The organism is Paracoccus sp. (in: a-proteobacteria), assembly GCF_032007265.1.
Taxonomy (GTDB): domain Bacteria; phylum Pseudomonadota; class Alphaproteobacteria; order Rhodobacterales; family Rhodobacteraceae; genus Paracoccus.
The window spans coordinates 1-25006 of the sequence record NZ_DALZMB010000012.1; the positions used below are offsets into that span (position 1 = coordinate 1).

The 25006-nt window shown below is 59.4% G+C and carries 21 protein-coding genes; 4 read left to right on the top strand and 17 right to left on the bottom strand.

Going from position 1 to position 25006, the window contains the following annotated elements; translation table 11 throughout:
• Positions 1-1043 (top strand): alpha-hydroxy acid oxidase (locus tag RTS12_RS04225; RefSeq protein WP_312525823.1); only part of this gene is annotated, 1043 nt, incomplete at its 5' end.
• On the opposite strand, the gene RTS12_RS04230 is transcribed toward RTS12_RS04225, so the two are convergent.
• The 4 genes from RTS12_RS04230 to RTS12_RS04245 form a co-directional block, all read right to left on the bottom strand.
• On the bottom strand, positions 1038-1721 hold the full coding sequence (locus RTS12_RS04230; protein ID WP_312525825.1) for a Fe2+-dependent dioxygenase: 684 nt from the start codon (positions 1719-1721) through the stop codon (positions 1038-1040). The two genes, RTS12_RS04225 and RTS12_RS04230, sit on opposite strands and share 6 nt — an antisense overlap.
• Before the next feature lie 50 nt (positions 1722-1771).
• Positions 1772-2416, bottom strand: a complete 645-nt coding sequence (locus tag RTS12_RS04235) for a tetratricopeptide repeat protein (protein ID WP_312525827.1) — start codon at positions 2414-2416, stop codon at positions 1772-1774.
• 58 nt (positions 2417-2474) lie between these two features.
• Entirely contained in the window at positions 2475-4757 is a 2283-nt protein-coding gene (locus RTS12_RS04240; RefSeq protein WP_312525828.1) for a TonB-dependent siderophore receptor, read from the bottom strand.
• Positions 4758-5038: 281 nt separating this feature from the next.
• A complete protein-coding gene (locus RTS12_RS04245) occupies positions 5039-5800 on the bottom strand; it encodes a DeoR/GlpR family DNA-binding transcription regulator (protein WP_312525830.1) in 762 nt (253 codons plus the stop codon).
• A gap of 187 nt (positions 5801-5987) precedes the next feature.
• Here RTS12_RS04245 and glpD point away from each other — a divergent pair, with 187 nt between their 5' ends.
• Positions 5988-7577 (top strand): glycerol-3-phosphate dehydrogenase, encoded by a 1590-nt coding sequence (gene glpD / locus RTS12_RS04250; protein WP_312525832.1) that lies wholly within the window; start codon positions 5988-5990, stop codon positions 7575-7577.
• Between the two features lie 26 nt (positions 7578-7603).
• A complete protein-coding gene (gene glpK, locus RTS12_RS04255; protein WP_312525834.1) occupies positions 7604-9094 on the top strand; it encodes a glycerol kinase GlpK in 1491 nt (496 codons plus the stop codon).
• Between the two features lie 70 nt (positions 9095-9164).
• On the opposite strand, the gene RTS12_RS04260 is transcribed toward glpK, so the two are convergent.
• The 11 genes from RTS12_RS04260 to RTS12_RS04310 all read right to left on the bottom strand — a co-directional run bounded on the left by RTS12_RS04260 (position 9165) and on the right by RTS12_RS04310 (position 21827).
• Positions 9165-10631: an NAD-dependent succinate-semialdehyde dehydrogenase gene (locus tag RTS12_RS04260; RefSeq protein WP_312525836.1), complete on the bottom strand. Its 1467-nt coding sequence runs from the start codon at positions 10629-10631 to the stop codon at positions 9165-9167.
• On the bottom strand, positions 10631-11413 hold the full coding sequence (locus tag RTS12_RS04265) for a sulfite exporter TauE/SafE family protein (RefSeq protein WP_312525838.1): 783 nt from the start codon (positions 11411-11413) through the stop codon (positions 10631-10633). Before RTS12_RS04265 ends, RTS12_RS04260 begins: the two co-directional genes overlap by 1 nt.
• Before the next feature lie 3 nt (positions 11414-11416).
• A complete protein-coding gene (locus tag RTS12_RS04270; RefSeq protein WP_312525840.1) occupies positions 11417-13405 on the bottom strand; it encodes an alpha-glucosidase in 1989 nt (662 codons plus the stop codon).
• Positions 13406-13413: 8 nt separating this feature from the next.
• Positions 13414-14172, bottom strand: a complete 759-nt coding sequence (locus RTS12_RS04275; RefSeq protein WP_312525842.1) for an SDR family oxidoreductase — start codon at positions 14170-14172, stop codon at positions 13414-13416.
• Between the two features lies 1 nt (position 14173).
• Positions 14174-15055 carry an SMP-30/gluconolactonase/LRE family protein gene (locus RTS12_RS04280; protein ID WP_312525843.1) on the bottom strand — a complete coding sequence of 294 codons (882 nt, stop codon included), beginning with the start codon at positions 15053-15055 and terminating at the stop codon, positions 14174-14176.
• Position 15056: 1 nt separating this feature from the next.
• Entirely contained in the window at positions 15057-15839 is a 783-nt protein-coding gene (locus RTS12_RS04285) for an aldolase/citrate lyase family protein (protein ID WP_312525845.1), read from the bottom strand.
• A 9-nt stretch (positions 15840-15848) separates the two neighbouring features.
• Positions 15849-17585 carry an L-arabinonate dehydratase gene (gene araD / locus RTS12_RS04290; RefSeq protein WP_312525847.1) on the bottom strand — a complete coding sequence of 579 codons (1737 nt, stop codon included), beginning with the start codon at positions 17583-17585 and terminating at the stop codon, positions 15849-15851.
• Positions 17582-18430 (bottom strand): carbohydrate ABC transporter permease, encoded by an 849-nt coding sequence (locus RTS12_RS04295; RefSeq protein ID WP_312525849.1) that lies wholly within the window; start codon positions 18428-18430, stop codon positions 17582-17584. Before RTS12_RS04295 ends, araD begins: the two co-directional genes overlap by 4 nt.
• A 3-nt stretch (positions 18431-18433) precedes the next feature.
• Complete coding sequence (locus tag RTS12_RS04300) at positions 18434-19336, bottom strand: sugar ABC transporter permease (protein WP_312525851.1); 903 nt, start codon at positions 19334-19336, stop codon at positions 18434-18436.
• A gap of 118 nt (positions 19337-19454) precedes the next feature.
• The gene (locus tag RTS12_RS04305) at positions 19455-20687 is read right to left on the bottom strand and encodes an ABC transporter substrate-binding protein (protein WP_312525852.1); all 1233 of its coding nucleotides are present in this window, start codon (positions 20685-20687) and stop codon (positions 19455-19457) included.
• Between the two features lie 72 nt (positions 20688-20759).
• Positions 20760-21827, bottom strand: coding sequence for a sn-glycerol-3-phosphate ABC transporter ATP-binding protein UgpC (locus RTS12_RS04310; RefSeq protein WP_312525853.1), 1068 nt, complete (start codon positions 21825-21827; stop codon positions 20760-20762).
• A 204-nt stretch (positions 21828-22031) separates the two neighbouring features.
• Between RTS12_RS04310 and RTS12_RS04315 the strand changes: the two genes are divergently transcribed.
• Complete coding sequence (locus RTS12_RS04315; protein ID WP_312525854.1) at positions 22032-23066, top strand: LacI family DNA-binding transcriptional regulator; 1035 nt, start codon at positions 22032-22034, stop codon at positions 23064-23066.
• A 93-nt stretch (positions 23067-23159) separates the two neighbouring features.
• Here RTS12_RS04315 and RTS12_RS04320 read toward each other — a convergent pair whose 3' ends face one another.
• A complete protein-coding gene (locus RTS12_RS04320) occupies positions 23160-24092 on the bottom strand; it encodes a 3-keto-5-aminohexanoate cleavage protein (protein ID WP_312525855.1) in 933 nt (310 codons plus the stop codon).
• Positions 24085-25002 (bottom strand): 3-hydroxyacyl-CoA dehydrogenase, encoded by a 918-nt coding sequence (locus tag RTS12_RS04325; RefSeq protein ID WP_312525856.1) that lies wholly within the window; start codon positions 25000-25002, stop codon positions 24085-24087. The genes RTS12_RS04320 and RTS12_RS04325 overlap by 8 nt, the downstream gene beginning before the upstream one ends.
• Positions 25003-25006 lie beyond the last annotated feature (4 nt).

Genomic DNA, 25006 nt, shown 5'->3' on the forward strand with positions numbered 1-25006 from the left:
ATGAACGTCGCGCCGCACAGATCCTTGACCCCGCAACGCTGGCCTATTTTCAAGGCGGCGCGGGTGCAGAGCGTACGCTTGCGGCCAATCGCGCGGCTTTTGACGAATGGTCGATCCTGCCTCGGCTTTTGCGTCCCTTGACCGGGGGGGGCACTGCGCTGAAGCTGATGGGGCAAGAACTGGCGCACCCCTTCGTCGTGGCCCCGATGGCCGCCCAAGGTCTGGTCCATCGCGATGGCGAAATCGCGATGAGCAGGGCAGCTGCGGCACAGGACGGGCTGATGGTGCTGAGCGAACAGGCCTCGACCCCGCTCGAGCGGCTGGGGCAGGACGGGTCTTGCCGTGGCTGGTTTCAGCTCTATTGGGCCGGGCAGGATAACACAATGCAGCTGGCCAAGCGTGCCGCTGATGCGGGCTATAGCGCGCTGGTCCTGACGCTTGATGCACCGATCAGCGGTGTGCGTGACCGTGAAATCGCTGCGGGCTTTGCGATGCCGGTAGGGGCGAATGATGCCAATTTGCGCGACATTCCCTTAAGGCCGCTGCCGGTCGGGGCATCGCGGGTCTTTGACGGATTCATGGCGTTGGCACCAGATTGGTGCGATCTCGAGTGGCTGTGCCGGAGCGCCCCTTTGCCGGTTCTGGTCAAAGGCGTGTTGCGCCGATCAGATGCGCGGCTTGCGGTTGAGATGGGCGCCCAAGGCGTGATTGTGTCGAACCATGGTGGCCGGGTCTTGGACGCCACACCACCCGCGCTGCGCATGTTGCCCGCGATTGCCCAAGAGGTTGGCGGTCAGGTTCCGGTCTTGGTCGATGGAGGCATTCGTCGCGGCACTGATGCCTTTGTGGCGCTGGCCTTGGGGGCCAGGGCCGTGTTGGTGGGGCGGCCGCTGATCTATGCTTTGGCGGCCGATGGTGCGCGCGGCGTTAGTCAGATGCTGCGCATCCTGCGAGATGAGCTAGAGGTCACGATGGCTTTGGCCGGGTGCCGCGATCTTTCCGAGGTCACGCGAGAGATGGTGATCCCCAACCGCGCATTATAGCTCGGCCCACATCCGGATAAGGTTGTGATAGATGCCGCTTAACCGCAGGGCTTCGGGGGTGTTGGCGCCGTCGCGCGCGCTAAGCGATTGAATGGATTGATCAAGATCGAACAGGATCGCGCGCTGCGCATCGGATCTTATCATGCTTTGCAGCCAAAAGAACGACGAGACCCGCGCCCCGCGCGTCACCGGCGTGACCTGATGCAACGAGGTCGACGGGTAAAGCACCATATCGCCCGCAGCCAATTTAACTGCTTGCGCGCCATAATTATCTTCGATGACCAGTTCACCGCCGTCGTAATCCTCGGGCTCGCTCAGAAACAATGTCATCGAAAGATCGGCGCGCAGACGCTCTCCCGTTAGGGGCATATTGCGGATCGAGTTGTCGACATGCACGCCAAAGGTCTCGGCGGTTTCATAGCGGTTGAACATCGGCGGCAGAATGCGATGGGGCAAAGCTGCGGACATGAAAAGCGCATTGTTGGAGAGTTGATCCAGAATGAATTGACCCAGCTTCAGGGCCAGCGGACTTTCCGGGTCAAGCTGCCGGTTACGCTTGACCTCGATCGATTGTGCGCCCGCGGTATGGCGACCATCTTGCCATTGCGCCTCGTCCAGCGTCTGGCGCAGCGCCAAGACCTGATCCTTGTTCAGGACCGAAGGAATAGTGACAAGCATGGCGAACCTTTCAATTGGGGCAGAAGCAGGCGAGATCAGTAAGGATGGCGTCAAACCGGGCTGGATTCAGATCCAAGCAGGGTTGCGGCGCGGGTTGCGATTTGGCGCAGGCGTTCATCGCCATGTTCTGCAAGGGAATGTGCAAGCATACGCCAGTATTCGGCAAAGCCTTTTTGCAGCGACAACTCCAGCCAGGGTATTGCTTGCGCGATCTGCTTGGCGTCGATCATCCGCCGCGCCAGATTGAACTGTGCCCAAACGTCACCAGCCTTGGCGGCGGCAAGAAAATAGGCTTGGGCGCGCGAAGGCGTATCGGGGCCACGGCCTTCTTCGGCCATAATTCCAAGCATGTTCAAAGATTTGGAATGCCCAAGACTGGCGGCAGTGGCATAAAGATGATGTGCTTTTGCATCGGATTGGGTAACGCCGCGACCCAGCAAATAAAGATCGGCCAGATTGAACATGGCCCAGACATCATTGGCATTCGCAGCTTTTGTGAAATAGGCGGCGGCGACGGCGGGATCAGGCTCGACCCCCCAGCCGCGCTCATGGATGCGGCCCAGCATGTTCAGCGCCGCAGCATTCCCATCACGCGCCGCACGCTGAAAGCTTTCGATCGCCTGCGCGGGTTTGTCATCGTCCAGATAGATCTGGCCAAGCGCAAGTGCTGCTTCAGAGGGGCTAAGCGTGGTCATGTTTTCGCAGTCGTCAAAAGGTCAGGCGGCGGGAACATACCCGCCGCCTGTCGTGTCATCAGAAGCGCTTGCTTAGCGACAAGGCAAAGCTGCGACCCGTATCGGGGACCGCGCGCGTTGCGCTGAAGGCCGAACGATAGTTGTCGTGATCGGTCAGATTGTAAGCGTTCAGGGCCAGACGCCAGTCGTCTTGCTCGTATGACACCATCATGTCGAGCGAGAAGGTCTCGGGCATTTCTGCGGTATTCGTCGCATTGGCGTAGTATTCCGACGCATAGCGGATACCGCCAGCAACCGTGATCTCACCCGGAACAGGGGCCGTATTCTGGGGGAGGACATAGCTGGTCCAGACCGAGAAGTTGTTTTTCGGCACGCCCGGCGCATCCTTGCCGACAACGTCGGCGGAAACGCCTTTGCCACCACGGACTTCGCCGTCAAGATAGGCGTAGCTTGCGTAGATCGACCAATTATCCGAAATCTCGCCGGTGACGCCGAATTCAGCGCCGCGGATCCGGCGGCCTTGGCCTGCATCCGAGAATGCCAGCACCGGATCGCCCGTGGTCGGGTCGATGTCATAGCTGTTTTTCTTGTCGATCTGGAAGATCGCACCCGTCAAACCCAGACGACCGTTCAGCAGGTTCAGTTTGCCGCCCAGTTCGATCAGATCCGAACGCTCGGGCTTCATATCGCCAGCAACTTCGGTCTCGAAAGAGTTCACCGTCATCGAAATATCGGTGCCTTGGGGACGATAGGTGCGTGCGAATGACAGATAAGCCATTGCCTCGTCCGAGGGCTCGTAGATCACGCTCAGCGACGGGCTCAGCTTGGTCGAGCTGCCGCTGGTGCTGATCGGTGCGCGTCCACCCACCAGGGTTCCGGTGAAATCATTCTCGAAATGGTCCAGGCGCGCCGCAGCGGCGACAGTCCAGCCACGACCCAGATCCATGCGATCGGCGACGAAAAGCCCGGCGTTAAAGGCTGTCGCGCGCGATTGCGGCCCATAGCTGAGCGAGGGGTTACCGATATTATATTCCGGATCAAGAACCGAGGTCGAGGTCGGGCGCGCCGGGTCATAGCTGCCACGACGGCGCTTGTCGACCTGATAGCTCAGGTCAAGGCCGATCTGGACTTTATGCTTGATCGCGCCCGTTTCGAACTCGCCGCGCGCGGCCAATACGTTCTGGAAGCCCCAGCCCTTCTGGTCATAGACCATGCCGCCACCCGCGCCATAGGACAGCAGCGCATCCGTACCGGCAAGCAAATCGTTCAGCTGCGCATTGCTTAGATCAGCGGGATGCGTCGCCGAGCGGTCGCGCTTGTAATAGCTCAGCCGCGTCTCATTGGTCAGCGTCCAGCCATTGCCCATATCGTGGTTCAGCGACGAGGTGATGTCATGAACATCGGTATCATCGTGGTCGGTGCTGCGGATATAGGAGACGTCGCGGTCGTAACCGGCCACACCATATTCCAGAAGCGGGCGATAGATCCCGTCATTGCCCTCGGCCATCGGCTGACCCATGTCGGGCGTGCCGCGCTCGCGCAGATAGGAATAGCTCAAATGCCATTCCGTGCCCGTCCCGATCCCGGTGCCCCAGTCAACGGCAACGCCCAGACGGTCAGCTTCGGCATGGTCGCGGTCCGCAACATCTTGCTTTTGTGCCATAACATTAAAGCGAAGCGCCTGATTTTCACCGACCACGCGATTGCTGTCCAACTGCAGGCGCGCTTGCACGCCGCTGCCGATCAGACCTTGCACCACGGTCTCGTCTTTCAGATTGGCGCGTTTGGTCGATTGGTTGATCAGACCGCCCATATTCCCCACACCAAAGGAATCGCCCGAGGGACCTTTCAGAACCTCGACGCTTTCGGTGTTGAACGTGTCATGGGTGAAAACGCCAAAATCACGCAGCCCGTCACGATAGACATCGCCGCCAGCAGCCAGGCCGCGGATACGGAATTGATCACCCGATGAGCCGCCCCGGCCTTCGCCAGTGGACAGCGTAATCCCCGGCACGTTGCGCAGGGTTTCTTCCAAGGTGGTTGATTGCTGCTGCTCGATGATCTTGGCCGGAATGACCTGAACTTCGCGCGGCGTGTTGAACACCGTTTCCGGCAAACGCGAGACGCCGGTCGTGCCCTCGTTGGTATTGGCAGGCGCAGTGCCGGCGGTGATCACGACGGTATCAAGCGAAATGACCCCGCTGGCAGGCGCGGCATTGGCCTGAGCAACGTCCTGAGCAATTGCCAGATCCGCCGAAACGATCCCCCCTGCAGCGATACCAAGGGTGACGCCTGCGGTTGAAAGCGCGGGGCGAAGAGAGTGAGGCTGGCGAGTCGCCATAAGCAGCTCCTTCCGGAAAATTCATTAAAATCGGAGCCAGTTAATCCTGATAAAAAGAGACAACAATAGGATTTTTGTCGTAATTCAGGCGCTGTGTCCGAATGAACACAGGCGATATTTCACATGATTATATAGTTTTAACTATCTGATATGTAATGAATAATAATCAATATATCGAAAATAACCCGTCGAAATTGAGGCCGGCCAATTGCGACATGTAACTATTTTTGTCAGGAATCGCAACAATTCGCCTTCCAGCCCTTGACGCCCACTTTGCTGGATCAGCGACAGATGTGAACTTGAGTTCCCCAATCCGCGCAGGCCTGAGCCAGTGATGCGGGCAATTCGGCATCTGTGAACAGCGCGTCAACTTCGGACAGGCTGATGATCCGGCCCGGCGCCGCACGCGTCAGCTTGCTGTGATCGGCGACCACGAACTTTTGGCGCGCTTGGTTTAAAATCGCGCGGCTGACACGAACCTCGGACAGATCAAAGTCCAAAAGATCACCATCAAGGTCCAAAGCAGAGCAGCCAACAATCGCGAAATCGACCTTGAATTGTTCGAAAAACTGGGTGGTCAGCTCGCCCACCAATCCACCATCCGAGCGGCGCAATCGCCCGCCCGCCACGATGACTTCGCAGCCCGGATTGGGCATCAGGATGTTTGCGACATTAATATTGTTGGTGATGACCGTCAGATTGGCATGATCGGCCAAGGCGGCGGCCACTGCCTCGGTCGTCGTACCCAGATTGAGGATCACCGAGGAGTTGTCGGGAATAAGGCGCGCGCATGCACGGCCAATCGCGGCCTTGCCCTCGGCGCCTGTTCGTTTGCGCAGCTCATAGCTGGTGTTGCTGACGCCCGCGCGGGCGACCGCGCCGCCGTGAACGCGTTCGATCAGCCCCGCCTCATCCAAGTCGCCCAGATCGCGCCGGATCGTCTGCAAGGTCACATCAAAGCGCTGCGCAAGCTCGTCCACCAGGACCAGCCCCTCGGTGCGGGCGATATTCAAAATCTGTTGCTGGCGAAGATTGGCGCGCATCTGGTCTTCCTTCAAAGCGGTTCGCAAGATTGTGCGCCATTTGCGCGCCGACGCCAAGACTGTTCGTTTCTGTTTCGCTTATGTTCGAATATGGCCCTTATTTAGATAAAACGAACACAAACTGATTGACGCATCACCCATTTGACGGCAGTTACGGATTGAACGATCCTGCCGAAAAGGGTGCAGCATGGCCTTAGATCAACGCATGACGAATCCAGGCGACATCGCAGATGTTTTCATCATCGGTGGTGGCATCAACGGTTGTGGCATTGCGCGCGATGCAGCGGGTCGCGGCCTCAAGGTTGTACTGGCCGAGCAGGGCGATCTTGGCCATGCAACCTCTTCGGCCTCGACCAAGCTGTTTCACGGCGGGCTGCGCTATCTGGAATATTTCGAATTCCGCCTTGTCCGAGAGGCATTGGAAGAGCGTGAGACGCTGCTGCGCGCCATGCCCCATATCAGCTGGCCGATGCGGTTCGTGCTGCCCTATAGGCCGGATATGCGCTTTGAAACCACCACGCCCGCGTCCCGGCTGGTGACAGCTTTCATGCCCTGGATCAAAGGCCGCCGCCCGGCATGGATGATCCGCATGGGGTTGTTTTTATATGATAATCTTGGTGGGCGCAAAATCCTGCCTGGAACGCGCAAAATCGATTTATCGCAAGATCCTTTGGGTCTGCCTTTGAAACCGGGTTTCAAGCTGGGCTATGAGTATTCAGATTGCTGGGTTCAAGACAGCCGATTGGTCGTTTTGAATGCCCGTGACGCCAAGGCGCGTGGCGCGACCATTATGCCTAGAACCCGCGTGGTTTCGGCTCACCGCGAAGGAGAGCTCTGGCAGATCGAAACCGAACATGCGGGTCAACGTCACCATTATCGCGCCAAAGTTCTGGTGAATGCCGCCGGACCATGGGTGGGTGATGTCATTCACGATCTGCTTGACCTGGCAACCAAGGATAACGTGCGGCTGGTCCGCGGCAGCCATATCGTCGTGCCGCGCCTTTACGATCATGACCGCTGTTATTTCTTTCAGGGCACGGATGGGCGCATCATTTTCGCCATTCCCTACGAGCAGGATTTCACCCTGATCGGCACCACTGACAAAGACCACCATTCGGCCGATGATGTGCCGCGCTGCACGGACGAAGAGCGTGATTATCTTTGCGCCTTTGCATCGCAATATTTTGCAAAGCCCATCACCGCGCAGGATGTCGTCTGGAGCTATTCGGGGGTCCGCCCCCTATATGACGATGGTGCGCGCTCGGCGACGGCGGCCACGCGCGATTATGTCTTACGACTTGATCGTGAAGGGGCGCCGGTCCTGAACGTCTTTGGCGGCAAAATCACGACCTATCGGCGATTGGCTGAAAGTGCGCTGGATGAGATCGCGGGATTTTTCCCGAATCTTGGCGGAAAATGGACGGCAGGGGTGGCTTTGCCGGGGGGCGATTTTCCGGTCGATGGCGTGGCCGCGCTGACCGAGAAACTGCGCGCGACCTATCCCTTCCTCAGCCCGCGTTGGGCACAGCGACTGATCCGCACCTATGGCACCGAAGCTTTCGACATGTTGGGGCAAGCCAAGTCAGCCGCCGATCTGGGCACCGATTTTGGCGAAGGGTTAAGTGCACAGGAATTAGATTGGCTGATCGCGCATGAATATGTGCAGACCGGTGAGGATGTGCTGTGGCGGCGCACGCGTCTGGGACTGCACCTGTCTCCCGACGCTCAGGCCGCTGTCGCGGCTTATGTTGCCGCTGCATTTAGCGCCGCAAGCTGAACAATCACGATAAGGAGGAGGTTGCGATGTCCCATATTCTGGCCATTGATTGCGGCACGACATCAGCACGCGCGGTTATTTTCGACGCGGATTTGCGGATCTTATCCTTTGCCCAAGAGGAAATCCCCCAACATTATCCGGATTCCGGCTGGGTCGAGCACGACCCTTGGGATCTATGGGCGGCCACTGCGGCGACGGCGCGTGCAGCTATTGAAAAAGAGGGGCTGACTTCGGCTGAAATCGCGGCAATTGGCATCACCAATCAGCGCGAAACCGTGGTGGTCTGGGACCGCGCCACAGGACAGCCGATCCATCCGGCAATTGTCTGGCAAGATCGCCGAACCGCAGATCTTTGCGATGATTTGCGCGCGAAAGGTCATGAGGAGATGATCACCGATCGCACCGGCCTTTTGCTTGATCCTTATTTTTCTGCAAGCAAGATCAAATGGATACTTGATAACGTCAGCGACGCACGCCCTCGTGCCCAGAAGGGCGAGTTGGCCTTTGGGACGGTCGATAGCTGGTTGATCTGGAACCTGACGGGCGGCGCGGTCCATGCCACCGATGCCACAAACGCAGCCCGCACGATGCTATACAACATCCGCGACGGCGAATGGGACAGCACGCTATGCGCGCTTTTTGACATCCCCATGCAAATGCTGCCCGATGTGCGCGATTGCGCTGCTGATTACGGCGTCACCCGGCCGGATCTTTTCGGCCGTGAAATCGCCATTCTGGGGGTCGCGGGCGATCAACAGGCCGCCGCGATCGGACAGGCGTGTTTTCAGCCGGGAATGGTGAAATCGACCTATGGTACGGGTTGTTTCGCGCTTTTGAATACCGGCACAGAGATGGTCAGATCCAAGAACCGGCTTCTGACAACGATAGCCTATCGGTTGAACGGCCAGACAAGTTATGCGCTTGAAGGCTCGATCTTTAATGCCGGGGCCGTGGTGCAATGGCTGCGCGACGGGCTGACGATCATTCGCGCGGCCTCGGAAACATCAGCGCTGGCGCAAAAGGCCGACCCGGCGCAATCGGTGGTTCTGGTCCCCGCCTTTACGGGGCTTGGTGCGCCTTATTGGCGGCCCAATTGCCGTGGTGCGATCCTGGGGCTGACGCGCAATAGCGGGCCTGCGGAAATTGCGCGCGCGGCCTTGGAAAGCGTTGGCTTCCAAACCCGCGATCTGATCGATGCCATGCAGGCAGATTGCAGCCTGGATGGCGAGGCCATTTTGCGGGTTGATGGGGGTATGGCCGCCAATGATTGGGCCATGCAGTTTCTGACTGATATTATCGGCGCATCGGTTGACCGCCCGCAGATCACCGAAACCACCGCATTGGGCGCGGCCTATCTGGCGGGCTATCAGGCTGGGATTTGCCCCGAACCTCAGGTCATCGCTCAGAAATGGGCGCTTGAGCGCCGCTTTGAACCCAAGCTAGCCCCGGCGGAACGCGAGGCGCGCTATGGCCAGTGGCGCCAGGCGGTTAAGGCGACAATGGTGATGGGCGACTAGGCAAGACACTGATCTTAAATAAAAAGGCCACGCATCTCGCGTGGCCTTTTCCGTTCATGGGCGATGCGGCTCAGATCCCGCCAAGCGCCAGATATTTAATCTCGAGATATTCCTCGATCCCGTATTTCGAGCCCTCGCGCCCGGTTCCCGATTGCTTGACGCCGCCGAAAGGGGCGACCTCATTGGCAAGGGCCGGGGTGTTCACGCCCACCATTCCTGCCTCTAGTGCCTCGCCGACGCGGAAAATCCGACCAATGTCGCGGGCATAGAAATAGGATGCCAGACCGAATTCAGATGCATTGGCCATGGCGACCGCCTCGGCCTCGTCTTTAAAGGAGATGATCGCGGCCAAAGGCGCAAAGGTTTCCTCATAGGCCACCTTCATGTCCTGGCGCACGCCGGTGATCACCGTCGGCTCGTAGAACGTGCCGCCCAGCTCTGGCTGCTTGCCGCCCATGCGCAAAACCGCGCCTTTGGCCAAGGCATCATCGACATGATCTTGCATTTTTTCCACGGCGCGCTCGTCAATCAGCGGGCCCATCGTCGTTGCAGGATCGGTACCCGCGCCAATTTTCAAGGTGCCGACCAGCGCCATCAGCTTTTCGGTAAAGGCCTCTAGCACGCTATCTTGGACATAGATCCGGTTGGCGCAGACACAGGTCTGACCAGCATTGCGGAATTTCGAAAAAAGCGCGCCTTGGGCAGCTGCATCCAGATCCGCATCGTCAAAGACGATGAAAGGAGCGTTGCCACCCAGTTCAAGCGACAGACGCTTGATCTGATCTGCCGAGTTGCGCAGCAACCAACGCCCAACCGCGGTCGAGCCGGTGAAGCTGATCTTGGCAATATCGGGGTTGGTCGTGATCGCGGTGCCGATCTCTTGGGCCGCGCCCGTAATCACCGAGAACAGACCTGCAGGCAGGCCCGCACGTTCTGCCAGAACTGCCAGCGACAGTGCAGAAAGCGGGGTTTGGGCGGCAGGTTTCAACACCATGGCACAACCCGCCGCCAGCGCCGGGCCGGCCTTGCGGGTGATCATGCCATTGGGAAAGTTCCAAGGCGTAATCGCGGCACAAACACCGATCGGCTGCTTCATCACCAAAATGCGCTGGCTGGCATTCGGCCCGGCCATGAAATCGCCCTCGATGCGCTTGGCCTCTTCGGCAAACCACTCCAAATAGGCGGCATTCGAGACGATCTCGCCACGCGCTTCGGCCAGGGGTTTGCCCTGCTCAGCGGTCAGGATCTGCGCAAGATCGTCGGTGTTTTCCAAGATCAGCTCGTACCAGCGACGCAAGACCGCTGCACGTTCCTTGGCAGGGCGGGCAGCCCATGCAGGCATGGCGGCCTTGGCGGCGGCGACAGCCTCGTTCAGTTCGGCCGCGCCAAGGTTTGGCACCCGCGCGATCAGCGAATTGTCAAAAGGATTGCGCACCTCGATGGCGCTTTCGCCCGGTTCGACCAGACGGGTGCCGATGCGGCAGGCCTCGGTCAGCAAGCTGGGGTCTTTTAGCGGCAATGTGCAAAGCGCAGTCATCACAGGATTTCCTTGAAAAAAGTGGCAAGGGCGGGGGCCAGCATCGCCAGCCCCGACAAAAACAGCAGTCCAAAGGCCAGCTTGCGCATGGTTTGGGGCGCAAGCCGTGGCGGATGGCGGGTGGCAAGCCAGGTGCCAAAGATCACCACCGGCACAGCGACAGCCGAGACCAGAAGAACCTGCGCCGAAATCCCCGTCGTGGCAAAGACAATTCCCATCCGCAAGACGGCGCCGACAAAGAAAACCGCGACCAATGTGCAGCGGATCGCCTCGGTCGAAAGCGGTTGGCGGTAGAGGTGCCAGATCACCGGAGGGCCGGCGGTCGAAAACATTCCGCCCATCATCCCGCTGAAAAAGCCCGAGATGATGAAAGGCCCATTTTTGCTGCGATCACGCAGCTGAATCGGACTGCGCATCATCTGGATCGCGGCCAAGGTGACCATGAGGCCAAGGGTAAATTGCAGCAATACTAAGGCATTGCCTGCCATATACATCAAAAGCCAATAACCCAGCGCCAGCCCGGGAACACTGCCCACAAGCAGCAACCCCAGCGCATGGCGGTCAACGGCCGGATGTTTGCGCGCCAAGATCAGCGCGCCATTCACCATGGTCAAGAACCCCGAGACGATAGCTGCCTCTGGCAGGGGCATCAGCGACAGCGCGCCCACCCCTCCCATGACGATCAGCCCAAAGGCAAAGCCGGTCAGCGTTTGCAGCCACGATCCCAACAAGATCACCAGCCATAGCCCCAGCGTATTCAGGCTAATCAGATCGGAAAGCAAAAATCAGATCTCCCGCAGGGCGCGGAACAACGCGGCAAAGGCGCTATCAGGGCGGAAATGGACGGCAGGCTGTCCGATCGGGGCCTGTGCTTCGATTGTCTGGCCACCGTCATGAATTGTGCCCTTCCATAGTTCTTCCCATTGAGTGCCCTCGGGCAAATAGACAGGGCGTGTCACTTGCCCCGCCTGCCACACTGGAGAGACCAGCATATCGGCGCCGTAAAGGTACTGATCTTGCAGGCTATATCCAGCCCGATCTTGCGGGAAATGCAAAAACAGCGGCCGCTGGACCGGCAGGCCAGTGGTTGCTGCTTCATGCGAGAGATGGCGCAGATATGGCGCCAAATGCACATAGATCTGGGTCATACGTGCAAAATGCGCCAAAACCGTCGGATCTTGGTCGATTTGCAGGTTCTGACTGGGACGGTTGCCTTCGTGGCTGCGCATCAATGGGGTGAAAGCCGCCATTTCCGACCAGCGCATAATCAGCTCTGCGGTGCGCACATTGTGAAACAGGCTGGTGTAACCACCGATGTCGGAATGGTGATAGGCATTGCCAACCAACCCCGAGGACAAGGCCCCGGCCATGACCGTCACCAAGCCATCGTGGCGGCTGAAATCAACCGATTGATCGCCCGCCCAAAGGAAGGGGCAATATTTCTGGACCCCCGAATAACCCGCCCGCATGAACCAGACGATGTCGCCGGTCAGACCACGGCTTTCGACAGCACGCGCGTTGACCTCGGCCCAAAGCACCGGCCATTGGTTATGCATCAGCCGCGCGTCAACGCCATTGGCCAAAGTCACATCGATCGGCAGATATTCCCCAAAGTCGGCCATCCAGCCAGAAAGGCCGTAATCCAGCATATTTTGACCAATGACGCGTTCGGAAAACCATTCGGCCGCCTCGGGATTGGTGAAATCAACCACTCCGCAGTCGAATTCGCCGAAATCAACATGCGCGATCTGGCCCTTGCCGTCGGTTGCGAAATAGCCCCGCTCGGCCGCCTCGGGAAACAGGGGGCCATCCACCGCCAGGTAGGGGTTCACATAGCCCAGAAAGCGGATCCCACTTTCGCGCAATGCGGCAATGCGATTGCGCAGGTCGGGATAGCGTGCCTCATTGGCCTGCCAGTCCCAGAAAAGCCGCGCGCCGAACGAGGTATGGCGCAGGCCAACCCAATCCTCGCACCACAGCCCAGAAACCTTCACCCCGGCGGCGATCATGTTTTCCATACGGGTAAAGGATTCTTCGCCATCCTTCAGGCCCAGGATGGCCCCTTGATAGATCCATTCCGGCAGTTCGGGCTGGCGGCCAAAACGGTTCGACATCGCCCCAACCAAGTCGATATAGCTGTCAGCCTCGAACAGTTCGACCGCTGTGGGGATCTCCCAGACCTCGATCTCGTGAAAGCCTTTGCGAGAGAAGTCGAGCACGCTATAGGCCGTGCTGTCGAGATGGGCCGCATAAAGCCGTGAAGACAAGAATGTCGGCTGGGGATAGTTACTGTTCCAGTAATCGCCCCCCGCACGGTTGTGCACATCCGACAGTCGCGTGATTTCAGTTCCCTTATCGCGACCAACGCCCGGCTCTGAGGTCCAGATCGGAAATTTTCGCCCGGCCAAGTCAAAATAGGACATCTGCTCGCCGCCGCCCCAGATATGCTCATCCGGTTCGGAAACCAACCGCAACCAAAAGCGATTCCACTTGGGGTCAAGCGCTTGAAAGCGAAGGTGATTATCTTCAAGCCAGAACGCAATTGCCGGGGTCTCGGCACCCAGAAGGATACGGCCATCGGGCTGCGGGGTGATACGTGTCAGCGCGACCCTTTCGACCAGATAGTCCTCGATGTCGAAATTGCCGCGATACATATCCATGCGCGCATCGCCTGTACCGACAAAGATCGCAGGGGCAGAGATGTCATGGGACAGGATCAGTCGATCGCCAAGCCAGATCCGAAATCCGGTCGCGAAATGTTCAAGACGGGCCATAATCTCTCTCAGTTCTGGGTAAGGCCGGCATCAACCGTGAAATGCGAGCCGGTCGATCCGGCGCTTTCATCCGAGCCTAGGAAAAGCGCCAGCCGCGCCACATGGCTGGCATCCAGCCGGAACTTCAGGGCCTGCAAATCGATGAATTGCTGGTTCAGTTCGGGGGTTAGCCACAATTGCTCTTGGCGCGGGGTCAAGATTGCGCCGGGGATGATGCAGTTCACCCGGATGCCATCCGTGCCCAACTCGCGCGCCAATGTCTTGGTCAGGCCATAGATCGCAGCCTTTGCGGTGGTATAGCCGACCATGCCCGGGCGCCCGCGCAGCCAGGAAACCGAGCTGAACATGATCACCGAACCGCCACCGGCCTGCGCCATACCCTGACGCAGCGCCTGGGTCGCAAAGAATTGGTGATCAAGGTTCAGCGCCATGGCGCGATGCCAATAGTCTGGCTCGACGCTATCGAGGTCATGGCGGTCATCTTTTCCCGCGTTATTGACCAGAACCCGAACCGGACCGCCGTGCTGCTGGGCCGAGTTCAGCGTGTCGCGCATTGCCGCAATATCGGTCAGATCGCAGGCGTAAAACGCGGCTCCGGTTTGGTCCGCAATGGTTTGACCATTCTCGCGATCAATATCAAGAAACGAGACCTGCGCATCCTGAGCGCGAAAGGCACGCACCATTTCTGCACCAATCCCCGAGGCCCCGCCCGTGATCAGCACGTGCCGCCCTGCAAGCGAGCCGTAGCGGACACCATCGTAACTCATGTCAAATCTCCGGATTAAAGGGCGGAATGGCGATGCCGGGCACATCGACCCGCATTGCAAAAACGCCGCCCGAATGGGGGTATTGTGCCAACTGCTCGGGGCTCGAGCCGTCGCGGGCGCTGGTCACGAAAAGCGTGCGCATATCCGGCCCGCCAAAACAGGGCATGGTGGGCGATTGTGCGGGCACGCGATAGCTGGCCAGAATGTCGCCGTTGGGGGCAAAGCGCACCACCCGCGCGCCTTGGTAAAACGCGCTCCAATAGCAGCCCTCGGCATCCACGGCCGCGCCATCCGGGCGGCCTTGATCCATGTCCGTGGGGGTCAGCTGTGCAAAAATGCGACGATTGGAGGGCGTTCCGGTTTCCTGATCATAATCATAGACATAGATGCGAAACCTTGGCGTATCAGAATGATACATCAGCCGACCGTCAGGCGAAAACGCCAGTCCGTTCGATGTCATCAGCCCATCGGCAAAGCGCACAAGGCCGCGCCGATCATAGCGGTAAAGCCCCGCACGTTCCTGGCGATAGGGATCGACGGTTCCCGCCCAGAGCCGCCCTTTGGGATCAATGCGGCCATCGTTGAAACGGCTGGATTGATGAGCCTCGGGATTGCGGGCCAGACAGGTCGCCTCGGCGGCATCTGGAATTGACCAGATGCCCGAACGGCACGCCGCCACCAGACCGCCGCCAAGACTGGGGGCAAAGCAGCCGACTTCTTCAAAGATCTCGCGGCGCTGACTTTCGCCGGTCTGGGGCGAAATCCGCCATAAGGCACGGGCGGGAATATCGGTGACGGTCAGGCATTGCGCGGCGCTGTCCCAAACCGGGCCTTCGGCCAGTTGGGCCTGCAGATCCGCGACCAGCGTGAAGGGGCTGTCCATCTTAATAGGCCGCCTGCGACACTGCGACCGGCGCCGTCTTGCGCAGTTGTGCCAGCCAGTCATTGGCACGTCCGGTCATCATCGCGAGATCCGAGGCGACAGCCGCGAAAGTATAGCCATAATCCAGGAACCGCGCGACCATGTCCGGATTTGGCCCAACAATGCCGATCGGTTTGCCGGCCTTGCGTGCTGCTTGCGCGGCATGGGCGATCAGCTCTTGGACCTCGGGATGTGCGATATTGCCGATATGGCCCATCGCCGCCGAAAGATCGCCGGGGCCGACGAAAACAGCATCAACGCCCTCAACCGCCGCAATATCGCCAATAGCCGCCACCGCTTCGGGAGTTTCCAGCTGCAAGATCGAGCAGCAGCGTTGATGCGCACTGGCAAGATAGCCCGGCACGGTTCCGAATTTCGAGCCGCGATGCACCGCCGCCACCCCGCGCACGCCGTGGGGCGGATAGCGCATGAAGGACACGGCCTCGCGCGCTTGCGCCACATCTTGCACAAAGGGAATCATTAGGGTTTCGGCACCCGCATCCATGGCACGCTTGATCAAGATCTGATCATTCCATGCCAGGCGCACCACCGGAACAGCCGGCGTCACGCCAATGGCGCGCAGGATATGGGCCAGATCGGAAAATTCGATCGTCACATGCTCCATATCGACCACGAGGAAGTCGAAACCGGTATAACCCAGCGCCTCGGCGGTGCTGGGCGCGGCTGCCATCAACCAAGTTCCAAGGGGCGTTTTCTGGGCCTGCAGGGCAAGAAAGGGGTTCATGGCTGCCTCTTAATAAATGACGGGGTCGGGCACTTTTTCGGTGCCCTCAAGGAAATCAAAGTCACAGCCCTTGTCAGCCTGGCTGACATGGCGCTGATAAAGCGCCGCGAATGAGCGTTCATACAGTTTGACTGTGGGCACCCACTCGGCTTGGCGCCGGGCCAGCTCTTCGGGCGAAACCAGCATATCGAGGCGCCCCTCGGTGACATCCAGCGCAATGATGTCGCCGGTTTGCAGCAGCGCCAGCGGGCCGCCGACTGCCGCCTCGGGGGTGACGTGCAAAATGCAGGTGCCATAATGCGTGCCCGACATGCGGCCATCGCAAATGCGCACCATATCGCGCACCCCCTGTTTCAGCAGCTTCTTGGGGATCGGAAGATTGCCCCATTCGGGCATGCCCGGCGCGCCGACCGGACCGGCATTGCGCAAGACGATGACCCAATCTTCGGTGATCTCAAGGTCGAGATCATCAAGCGTGCGGTTCATCTCGGCGGGATCGTCAAAGACGATGGCGGGGCCTTGGTGTTTAAGAAACTTCGGCGCCGCTGCCGAGGATTTCATCACCGCACCATTAGGTGCCAGATTACCCTTGAGCAGTTGCAGCGTCTTGCCCCGGCTTAGGGGCACGACCGGATTATCCTCGCCGCGGATGACATCTTCATTCCAGCACTCGGCCCCGGCAATCTCATCGCCCAAAGTCCGGCCCAGCACGTTGCGCTGCGCCAGATCCAACTGATGGCTGAATTTGCGCATCAGGGCCAGAATACCGCCAGCGAAGAAGAAATCCTCCATCAGATATTCACCCGACGGAAAGAGGTTCGCCGCCACCGGGACACGCCCAGCCATATCGGCCATATCCTCAAGGGTCAGCGTGACACCCGCGCGCCCCGCCATAGCGATCAGATGCACCGCGGCATTGGTCGATCCCCCCATCGCCATATAGGCGACCAGACCGTTCAGAAAGCTTTCCCGCGTCAGAATGTCGGAGGGCTTCAGATCCTCAAGGATCATCTCGACCATGCGCACCCCACAAGCCGAGGCCATGCGCGGATGGCCGGAATCGGCGGCGGGGATCGAGCTGGCACCGGGAAGGGTCAGCCCCATGACATCTACGATCGAGGTCATGGTCGACGCCGTGCCCATCGTGTTGCAGGTCCCGATCGAGCGGGTCATGCGGCTTTCAAGATCGACCCAATCCGCTTTGGTGATATTGCCCGCGCGCAGCTCTTCCCAATATTTCTTGGTATGCGTGCCAGCGCCGGTTTTGACGCCGCGCCATTGACCGTTGGACATCGGGCCTGCCGGGCAAAAGATCACCGGAATATCCATCGAGATCGCGCCCATCAAAAGGCCCGGCGTGGATTTGTCGCATCCCCCCAGCAGCACCGCACCATCAATCGGATGCGAGCGCAAAAGCTCTTCGCACTCCATGGCCAGAAGGTTGCGGTAAAGCATGGTGGTGGGCTTGACCATGACCTCGCCGACCGACAGGGCGGGCAGCTCGATCGGATAGCCGCCTGCTTGCCACACCCCGCGCTTGACGGCCTCGGCACGGTCGCGCAGATGCGAGTGACAGGGGCTGATATCGCTCCAGGTATTGATGATGCCGACCACGGGACGGCCCATGAATTCCTCGCGACGCATGCCCATCTGTTGGGTGCGTTGGCGGTGGGCAAAGCCACGCATGCTGTCCTCGGCAAACCAGCGCTGCGAGCGCAGTTCGGAAATCTCGCGGTGCTTGGTCATCCCTTGATACCCCCAGCGGTCAGGCCAGAAACCACGCGCTCCTGGAAAATCACGATCAAAATGGCGACGGGCACGATACCGACGACCAACGCCGCCGAAATCACAGGCCAGGGGAAGGAAAATTCGCCCTGATAAAGCTGAATGCCCACCGGCAGCGTGCGCAGCGCCGGGTTCGAGTTGAACGACAGCGCCAGCAAGAACTCGTCCCAGGCATTGACGAAGGCCAAGATGCCCGCGGTGAACACACCGGGCGCCGCCAGCGGCACCACGATCTTGAACAAGGCGCCGATGCGGGTGCATCCGTCGATCATGGCGGCATTTTCCAGATCGCGCGGGATCCCTTCAAAGAAAGAGACAAGGATCAACGTGCAGACGGGCAGGCTTAGAACGGTGTAGGGCAATACCAGTGCCGTCCAGCTGTTGAGCAGGTTCAGCGTGCGCATGATTTCGAACAGCGGCACCAGCAATGTCACCAAAGGAAAGGTCGAAACTGCGATGATCGATGACAAGATCAGCCCGCGATAGCGCAGGTTCAGCCGTGCGATTGCATAGGCTGCCAGCACCGAGATCAGGATGGTCAACAGCGTCGTACACAGCGCCACGCCAAAGCTATTGCCCAAAAACAGCAACAAGGGCTGATCGGTAAAGGCGGTTGCGTAATTGCTGAGCGTGGGCAGATGCGGAAACCAGGTGATCGGCACCTGCGTCAACTCGGCCTCGGATTTCAGCGAGGTGAACAAGATCCACAGCGCCGGGAAAAGTCCGTTGACCAGCAAGATCAGCGCCACGATCAGACGCAAGGGGCGGCCGGACAGAAACGAGGTCGGGGAAGCGACAGCGGACATGGCTTAACCTTTCGCGCGGATCATGCGCAGGTAGACAGCAGTCACCAGCATCGAGATCAGGAACATCACAACCGCCAAGGCCGAGCCATAGCCAAGGTCCAGGAAGGAGACGGTGTTTTGGTGGATATACATTGCCAGCGTGGCCGTAGAGGTCCCCGGCCCACCCGCCGTCATCGTATAGGGAATATCAAAAGTCTGAAGCGCGGTGATCGTGCGGAAAATCAGCGCGACGATGATCGAGGGCTTCAAAAGGGGCAGGGTGATTTCAAAGAACTGGCGGATCTTTCCCGCCCCATCGACATCCGCCGCCTCATAAAGCGAACGCGGGATCGTTTGCAGGCCAGCCAGAATGATCAGCGCCATAAAGGACGATGTCTTCCACACGATGGTCAAGCAGATCGCCGTCATCGCCCAGAAAGGTGAGTTGAACCAAATGACCGGTGCCATGCCAAAGCGACCCAGCACATCATTGACCACGCCATATTCCGAGTGGAAAAACCACGCGAAGATCATCCCGGCAAAGGCCAAAGGCAGCGCCCAAGGGATCAAGAGAGACAGGCGGATCGGCCATTGGCGCTGAAAGGGCAGGTTGGCCATCAAAGCCATCGCAAGACCCATAATCAGCGCGCCCGGCACGGTGATCGCGGTAATGATCAGCGTGTTTTTCAACGTCTGCCAAAACACCGGATCCTCTAGGATCAGCACAAAGTTTTCAAAGCCGACAAATTCGGCGGGCATGCCCGAGGTCAGGGATAGGTTGAACAGGCTCGTGTAGAACAGCTTGCCCACCGGATAGATCACGATGAGCGAGACCAGCAACGCAAGCGGTGCCAGCAGCATGACCGCCAGAACACGGTCGCTGGGGTCGGTTAACCACGAAAAGCTGGCACGTTTGGATGCGGACATCGGGGCCTCGCTGGAGGGGCTGGAAGAATAGGGACGGTCTGTGGCCGCCCGGTGGATTGGGCGCATATCGCCCGAAGGGGCGGCCCATGGGCCGCCCAAAATTTTGCCGTCACCGGCCTTAGCGCAGGACGCGCCGCAGCCTGCTTTCGATCTCGGCCACCGCGGCCTGAGGTTCGGTGACATTGGCCATGACGGCGTTGAAGGTCGTGCGCAAAACCTCGCTGACCTCGGCATAGCGCGGGGTCACAGGGCGCGGGCGCGCGGTCTGAACCACCTCACGGGCATCAGCAAACCACGGCACGGCGGCGAGCACCTCGGGGTCGTCAAAAACCTGCGGGAAAGCTGGCATCAGCGAACCATGCACCGCCATGTGACGGGCCACATCGGGGCTGGACAGGAACTTGACCAGATCGACCGCCTCTTGCGGATGTTTGGAATAGGCCGAGACGCCCCATTCCCAGCCGCCCAGACAGGTGGCAGAACTGCCCCCCGGCATTGCAGGCATATGGGCCACGCCGACTTTGCCTTGAACCGGCGAGCCGTCAGCTTGCGATTGCGCCCAGGCATAGGACCAGTTGACCGCAAACAGGACGTTTCCTGCCTCGAATTCCTTGCGGGTATCGTCGGTCGCCACTTCCGAGATGTTTTTCTTGGCCGTGCCATCGGTGACAAAGCTTTTCCACAGCTCAAGCGAGGACTGCGCCGCCGGCGCATCCATGGTCAGCTTGCCATTTTCCGTGAAATTCTTGCCCTGGCTCCAATAGGGCAGCAAGAAGGTGCAAACTGCGCCCTCGATCGCCTTGCCCTGGAACGACAACCCCTGAAGCTCGGCGTTCTTTTCGCCCTCAAGCACGGTCTTTGCGCTGGTGCGCAGCTCCTCCCAGGTGGTGGGCGGCTGAAGGCCGTATTTCTCCAGCAGATCCTTGCGATAATACAGGAACATCGCATCAGAAAACGCGGGCAATGCGACAACCTTGCCATCGATGGTATTGGCTTCGGCATAGGCGGGCAGATAGGCCGACATATCGACGCCCTCAATCGGCACGGTCCAGCCAGCAGCCGCGAATTGCGCGGGTCGAACGACATCCAACACCATGATATCAAGCGAAGAATCCTTGGCTGACATCACCGTGTTCAGATATTGGCTTTGCGCCTCAGAGGTATTTCCGCCGGTTTCGATCGTGACTTTGATGTCATCGTGTTTTTGTTCGAACTGATCCAGAACCTGACGCCAGACATCGGGCTGATGCTGGCTTGAGATATAGATCTTGAGATCCGTTTGGGCCGCCGCCAAGCCCGGCAAGACGAGAATCGTCGAGGCGAGCAGCGCAGTCATTGAAAATCGCTTCATGGTCTTCCTCCCAGTGCGGGCCGCCGCAGGCCTACGGTCGGCCGAATGTTTTCGGCTTGCTTGCCGCCCCGATTAGCGCAGGGCAGCCTCGGTTTCGGTGTCGAAAAGATGCACGCGCGAGGGCGCGACGCTTAAGGCGATCCGCTCGCCGACCTTGGGGTGCAGATGCGGCTCAAGCCGCGCCGTCAGAACCGCATCACCGATCCCGACATGGACCAGCGTATCCGCGCCCAAGGGCTCGACGATCTGGACGGTGGCCGTGAAATCAATGCCCGCGCCATGGCCCGGCTGAATATGTTCCGGCCGCAACCCCAAAGTGACTGGACCCTTTGCCAAAGACAAAGCCGGCACCTGCGACAGTTCGAAATCAACGCCATCGGCGCATTTCAGAACGGTTCCATCCACGGTCCCCGCCACAAAGTTCATCGCGGGCGAGCCGATGAAGCCGCCGACAAAGATATTGGCGGGTGTGTTATAAACCTCGTCCGGAGTGCCAACCTGTTCGATCACGCCACCGCGCAAGATCACGATCCGGTCGGCCAATGTCATGGCCTCGACCTGATCATGGGTCACATAGATGATCGTCGATTTGATGCTTTGATGCAGCTTTTTGATCTCGGCGCGGACCTGACCGCGAAGCTGGGCGTCAAGGTTCGACAGCGGCTCGTCGAACAAAAAGACCTCTGGGCGCCGCACAATGGCGCGCCCCATCGCAACCCGCTGACGCTGGCCGCCCGAAAGCTGACCGGGACGGCGGTCCAGCAGATGGGCAATGCCCAGCATATTTGCGGCTTCCAGGATGCGCGCCTCGGCCTCGGCGGCAGGAACCTTGCGGATCTTCATGCTGAAGCCCAGGTTTTCGCGCACCGTCTTATGGGGATAGAGCGCGTAATCCTGAAAGACCATTGCGATGTCACGTTCGCGCGGCTGCAGCTCATTGACGCGGCGATCGGCAATGCGGATTTCACCGCCCGAGATGCTTTCCAGGCCCGCCAGCATCCGCAATGTCGTTGACTTGCCGCAACCCGATGGCCCCACCAGGACCACAAATTCCCCCGAGGCGATCTCAAGGTCGATCGCTTTGACAATATCAAGGCTGCCGTAGCTCTTGACGAGCTTGCGGAACGCGACTGAACCCATCTGTTACCTCCTCATTCATGGCCAAGGACCGGTCCTCAGACTCGGGTCACAACGCATCTTGCCGCTTAATAATAGCGCTACGATTATAGTCAATCAAGTCTTGTTGATTGACGGCAAAAACTTGCATATATTGCTAAAAGATACGGAATATTCATGGGTTTTCGACCTAAGGCATATTCGTAGCGCTATTTTCGTGAGGCGGAATTGGACAAATCGAGACGACCAAGGCGGAAAATTCAACGCGTCACCCTGAGCGATGTCGCCCAGATGGCCGGGGTCTCTCCCTCGACGGTTTCGCTGTACTTGCGTCAGCCCGAAGCGGTCTCGGCGGGGGCAAGCCAGATCATTCAGGCCGCCATTCAAAAGCTGAACTACCGTCCCAATCTGATCGCGCGCGGCCTGGCAGCAGCCTCGTCTAGGGTGGTCAGCGTTATTGTACCCTCGGTGCAAAATGCGTTCTTTGCCGAAACCGTCGCCGCGCTTCAGCGCGAGCTGGGCGAGGCCAAGTTGCAGCTGTTGCTGGGGCATACAGAATATAACCCCCGCACCGAAGAAGAGCTGGTGCGCACGGCCTTGTCCTGGTCGCCCGCTGCCCTGGTGATTGCGGGCCTTCACCACAGCGACGCGACGCGAAAGATGCTGGAAACTGCCGGTGTTCCGGTGGTCGAGATCTGGGAACTGGGCGGCACACCCGTGGACATGGCCGTCGGGTTTCATCACCATCAGGTCGGCGCCTTAACAGCGCGCCATCTGGCCTCGCGTGGGTATGAAAATCTGGTTTACCTCAGTGGCCGCACCCATCTGGATACCCGTGCTGATGAGCGTGCACGGGGCTTTTTGGCCGCCGCCGAGGCACTGGGGCTGCCCGCACGCCATCTAAGCCACCCTGCGCCCGCAACGGTTGAATGCGGCGGGATCTTATTGTCACAGCTGGTCGATGAATACGGCGCCGCCCCCGGGACCGGGATTGGCTGCTCGAACGATTTGATCGCCTTGGGCGCATTGTTCGAGGCGCAGCGGCGCGGTTTGCGCATTCCGCAGGATTTCTCAGTCGTGGGGTTTGGTGATCTGGGCTTTTCCGCCTCAAGCAACCCTTCGCTTTCAACAATCCGGCCGTTTGGAAATGTCATCGGGTTGGAGACTGCGCGCCTGATCAAGGCACGTCTGAACGGAGAAGAGGTCGCGCCCGCGACCGTCATCGATACAGGCTTCACATTGCTGCATCGCCAAAGCAGCTAGCCTGTTCCTTCCAAATCACGCCGAATAAAAAAGGCCCCGCACCAAGCGGGGCCAGTTTTTCCGGAGGGATGGCCGGAACTGGAAAGTCGGTGCTTAAAAGGCGACCTGATCTGGACCTTTGAGTGTCAAAATCTCGCGCGCCTCATCAGGAGTTGCCACCTCAAGGCCCAGCCCTTCGATGATTTGGCGCGCACGGCTGACCTGCTCGGCGTTTGTTTTTGCCAATTGGCCCGGGCCGATCCACAGCGAATCCTCTAGCCCGACGCGGATGTTTCCGCCCATTGCTGCTGACATCGCCGCGATCGGCAGCTGGTTCTTGCCCGCGCCCAGAACCGACCAGCGGTAATTGTCCCCAAACAGGCGGTCGGCGGTGCGTTTCATGTGCATGACATCCTCGGGATGCGCCCCGATTCCGCCCATCAGGCCGAACACCGTTTGAATGAACAGCGGTCCTTTGACGATGCCCGCATCGAAGAAATACTTGAGATTATAAAGATGCGCGGTGTCGTAGCACTCGAACTCAAAGCGCGTGCCATTGGCACCAAGTGTGGTCAGGATATGCTCAATATCGCCGAATGTGTTGCGAAAGACGATGTTGCGGTTACCCAGATAGTCCTTTTCCCACTGGTGCTGCAGTTTGCCATCGAACCGTGCCAGCATCGGGAACAGGCCGAAATTCATCGTGCCCATGTTCAATGAGGCCACTTCGGGCTTCCAATGGGCGGCAGGGCGGACGCGCTCTTCGATGGTCATCGTCGGTGCGCCACCGGTCGTGATATTGACCACGCAATCCGAGCGCTGCTTGATCACGCGCAAAAAGGGCTCGAAGGCCTCGGGGGTCTGATCTGGGCGGCCGTCTTGGGGATCGCGCGCATGCAGATGAACGATGGCCGCACCCGCCTGGGCCGCACCAATTGCGGCCTCGGCGATCTCGGCGGCCGAAACCGGCAGATATTGCGACATCGAAGGCGTGTGAATGGCGCCGGTTACGGCGCAGGTGATAATCGTTTTGCGGGCTTTAGCCATTGATCTTGTTCCTTTCAGATCTGTCGCGCAAATGGATGTCCAATGCAGCAAGTTCACGGTCGCGCCAGCGCTGACGTTGGGCGACATCGATGTCAGGGAAAGCCTTGGCGATGATTTGCGCGGCTTGATCGTTGAAGGCCTCGCCGCGCGCAGCATCATCGGTCAGGCGCGCCATCACGGGGCCATATCGTTTCAAGTAATCAGGCACACCGCCCGGCGCGTTCAGCGTGATCGTCTCCAACGGGCCCATGAAGGCCCAACGGCGGCCCAAGCCATGGCGGATCGTATCATCCAAGCCCTGAACGCTGACGACCCCGTCCGCGATCAGGCGAAGGGATTCCGCTAAGAGCACCGCTTGCAGACGGTTAAGGATGAAGCCGTCGATCTCGCGTGTCAGCCTTGCGGGCACTTGACCGACCTGTCGGAAAAGCGCCTCGGCGTAATCCATGGCTTTGGGATCGGTATATTCCGAGGGGCAAAGTTCGACGATCGGGACAACATGGGGCGGGTTGACGGGATGCGCGACCAAGCAGCGGGCGCGACCCGGCAAATCCGCCGAAAAAACCGATGGCATCAGCGCCGAGCTGGACGAGGCCAACACCGCATCAGGTTCCGCCAGCCGGTCCATTTCCGCATAAAGCGCCTTTTTGACCGTGGCGTTTTCAGGGCCGCTTTCCTGGACGAAAGCGGCGCCCTTCAAGGCCTGAGCCAACGTTGCTTGGCCGTGGATACGCGCGGCAATATCGGGACTGCCGCCACAATCGGCGATCATCGCCGCAATATCTTCGGGCAGGCGCTCGACAACGGCGGGGTCATTGTCCCAAACCTGCACGGTCATTCCCGCGCGGGCAAAGACATAGGCCCAGGCCCGGCCGATCAATCCAGCGCCGACAATGGCAATTGTTGTCATATCT

What these genes read in the sequence shown, in the direction of transcription:
- RTS12_RS04230 (WP_312525825.1), bottom strand. Translation starts at nt 1,721, where the DNA reads ATGCTTGTCACTATTCCTTCGGTCCTGAACAAGGATCAGGTCTTGGCG.
- RTS12_RS04235 (WP_312525827.1), bottom strand. Translation starts at nt 2,416, where the DNA reads ATGACCACGCTTAGCCCCTCTGAAGCAGCACTTGCGCTTGGCCAGATC.
- RTS12_RS04240 (WP_312525828.1), bottom strand. Translation starts at nt 4,757, where the DNA reads ATGGCGACTCGCCAGCCTCACTCTCTTCGCCCCGCGCTTTCAACCGCA.
- RTS12_RS04245 (WP_312525830.1), bottom strand. Translation starts at nt 5,800, where the DNA reads ATGCGCGCCAATCTTCGCCAGCAACAGATTTTGAATATCGCCCGCACC.
- glpD (WP_312525832.1), top strand. Translation starts at nt 5,988, where the DNA reads ATGGCCTTAGATCAACGCATGACGAATCCAGGCGACATCGCAGATGTT.
- glpK (WP_312525834.1), top strand. Translation starts at nt 7,604, where the DNA reads ATGTCCCATATTCTGGCCATTGATTGCGGCACGACATCAGCACGCGCG.
- RTS12_RS04260 (WP_312525836.1), bottom strand. Translation starts at nt 10,631, where the DNA reads ATGACTGCGCTTTGCACATTGCCGCTAAAAGACCCCAGCTTGCTGACC.
- RTS12_RS04270 (WP_312525840.1), bottom strand. Translation starts at nt 13,405, where the DNA reads ATGGCCCGTCTTGAACATTTCGCGACCGGATTTCGGATCTGGCTTGGC.
- RTS12_RS04275 (WP_312525842.1), bottom strand. Translation starts at nt 14,172, where the DNA reads ATGAGTTACGATGGTGTCCGCTACGGCTCGCTTGCAGGGCGGCACGTG.
- RTS12_RS04280 (WP_312525843.1), bottom strand. Translation starts at nt 15,055, where the DNA reads ATGGACAGCCCCTTCACGCTGGTCGCGGATCTGCAGGCCCAACTGGCC.
- RTS12_RS04285 (WP_312525845.1), bottom strand. Translation starts at nt 15,839, where the DNA reads ATGAACCCCTTTCTTGCCCTGCAGGCCCAGAAAACGCCCCTTGGAACT.
- araD (WP_312525847.1), bottom strand. Translation starts at nt 17,585, where the DNA reads ATGACCAAGCACCGCGAGATTTCCGAACTGCGCTCGCAGCGCTGGTTT.
- RTS12_RS04295 (WP_312525849.1), bottom strand. Translation starts at nt 18,430, where the DNA reads ATGTCCGCTGTCGCTTCCCCGACCTCGTTTCTGTCCGGCCGCCCCTTG.
- RTS12_RS04300 (WP_312525851.1), bottom strand. Translation starts at nt 19,336, where the DNA reads ATGTCCGCATCCAAACGTGCCAGCTTTTCGTGGTTAACCGACCCCAGC.
- RTS12_RS04305 (WP_312525852.1), bottom strand. Translation starts at nt 20,687, where the DNA reads ATGAAGCGATTTTCAATGACTGCGCTGCTCGCCTCGACGATTCTCGTC.
- RTS12_RS04310 (WP_312525853.1), bottom strand. Translation starts at nt 21,827, where the DNA reads ATGGGTTCAGTCGCGTTCCGCAAGCTCGTCAAGAGCTACGGCAGCCTT.
- RTS12_RS04320 (WP_312525855.1), bottom strand. Translation starts at nt 24,092, where the DNA reads ATGGCTAAAGCCCGCAAAACGATTATCACCTGCGCCGTAACCGGCGCC.
- RTS12_RS04325 (WP_312525856.1), bottom strand. Translation starts at nt 25,002, where the DNA reads ATGACAACAATTGCCATTGTCGGCGCTGGATTGATCGGCCGGGCCTGG.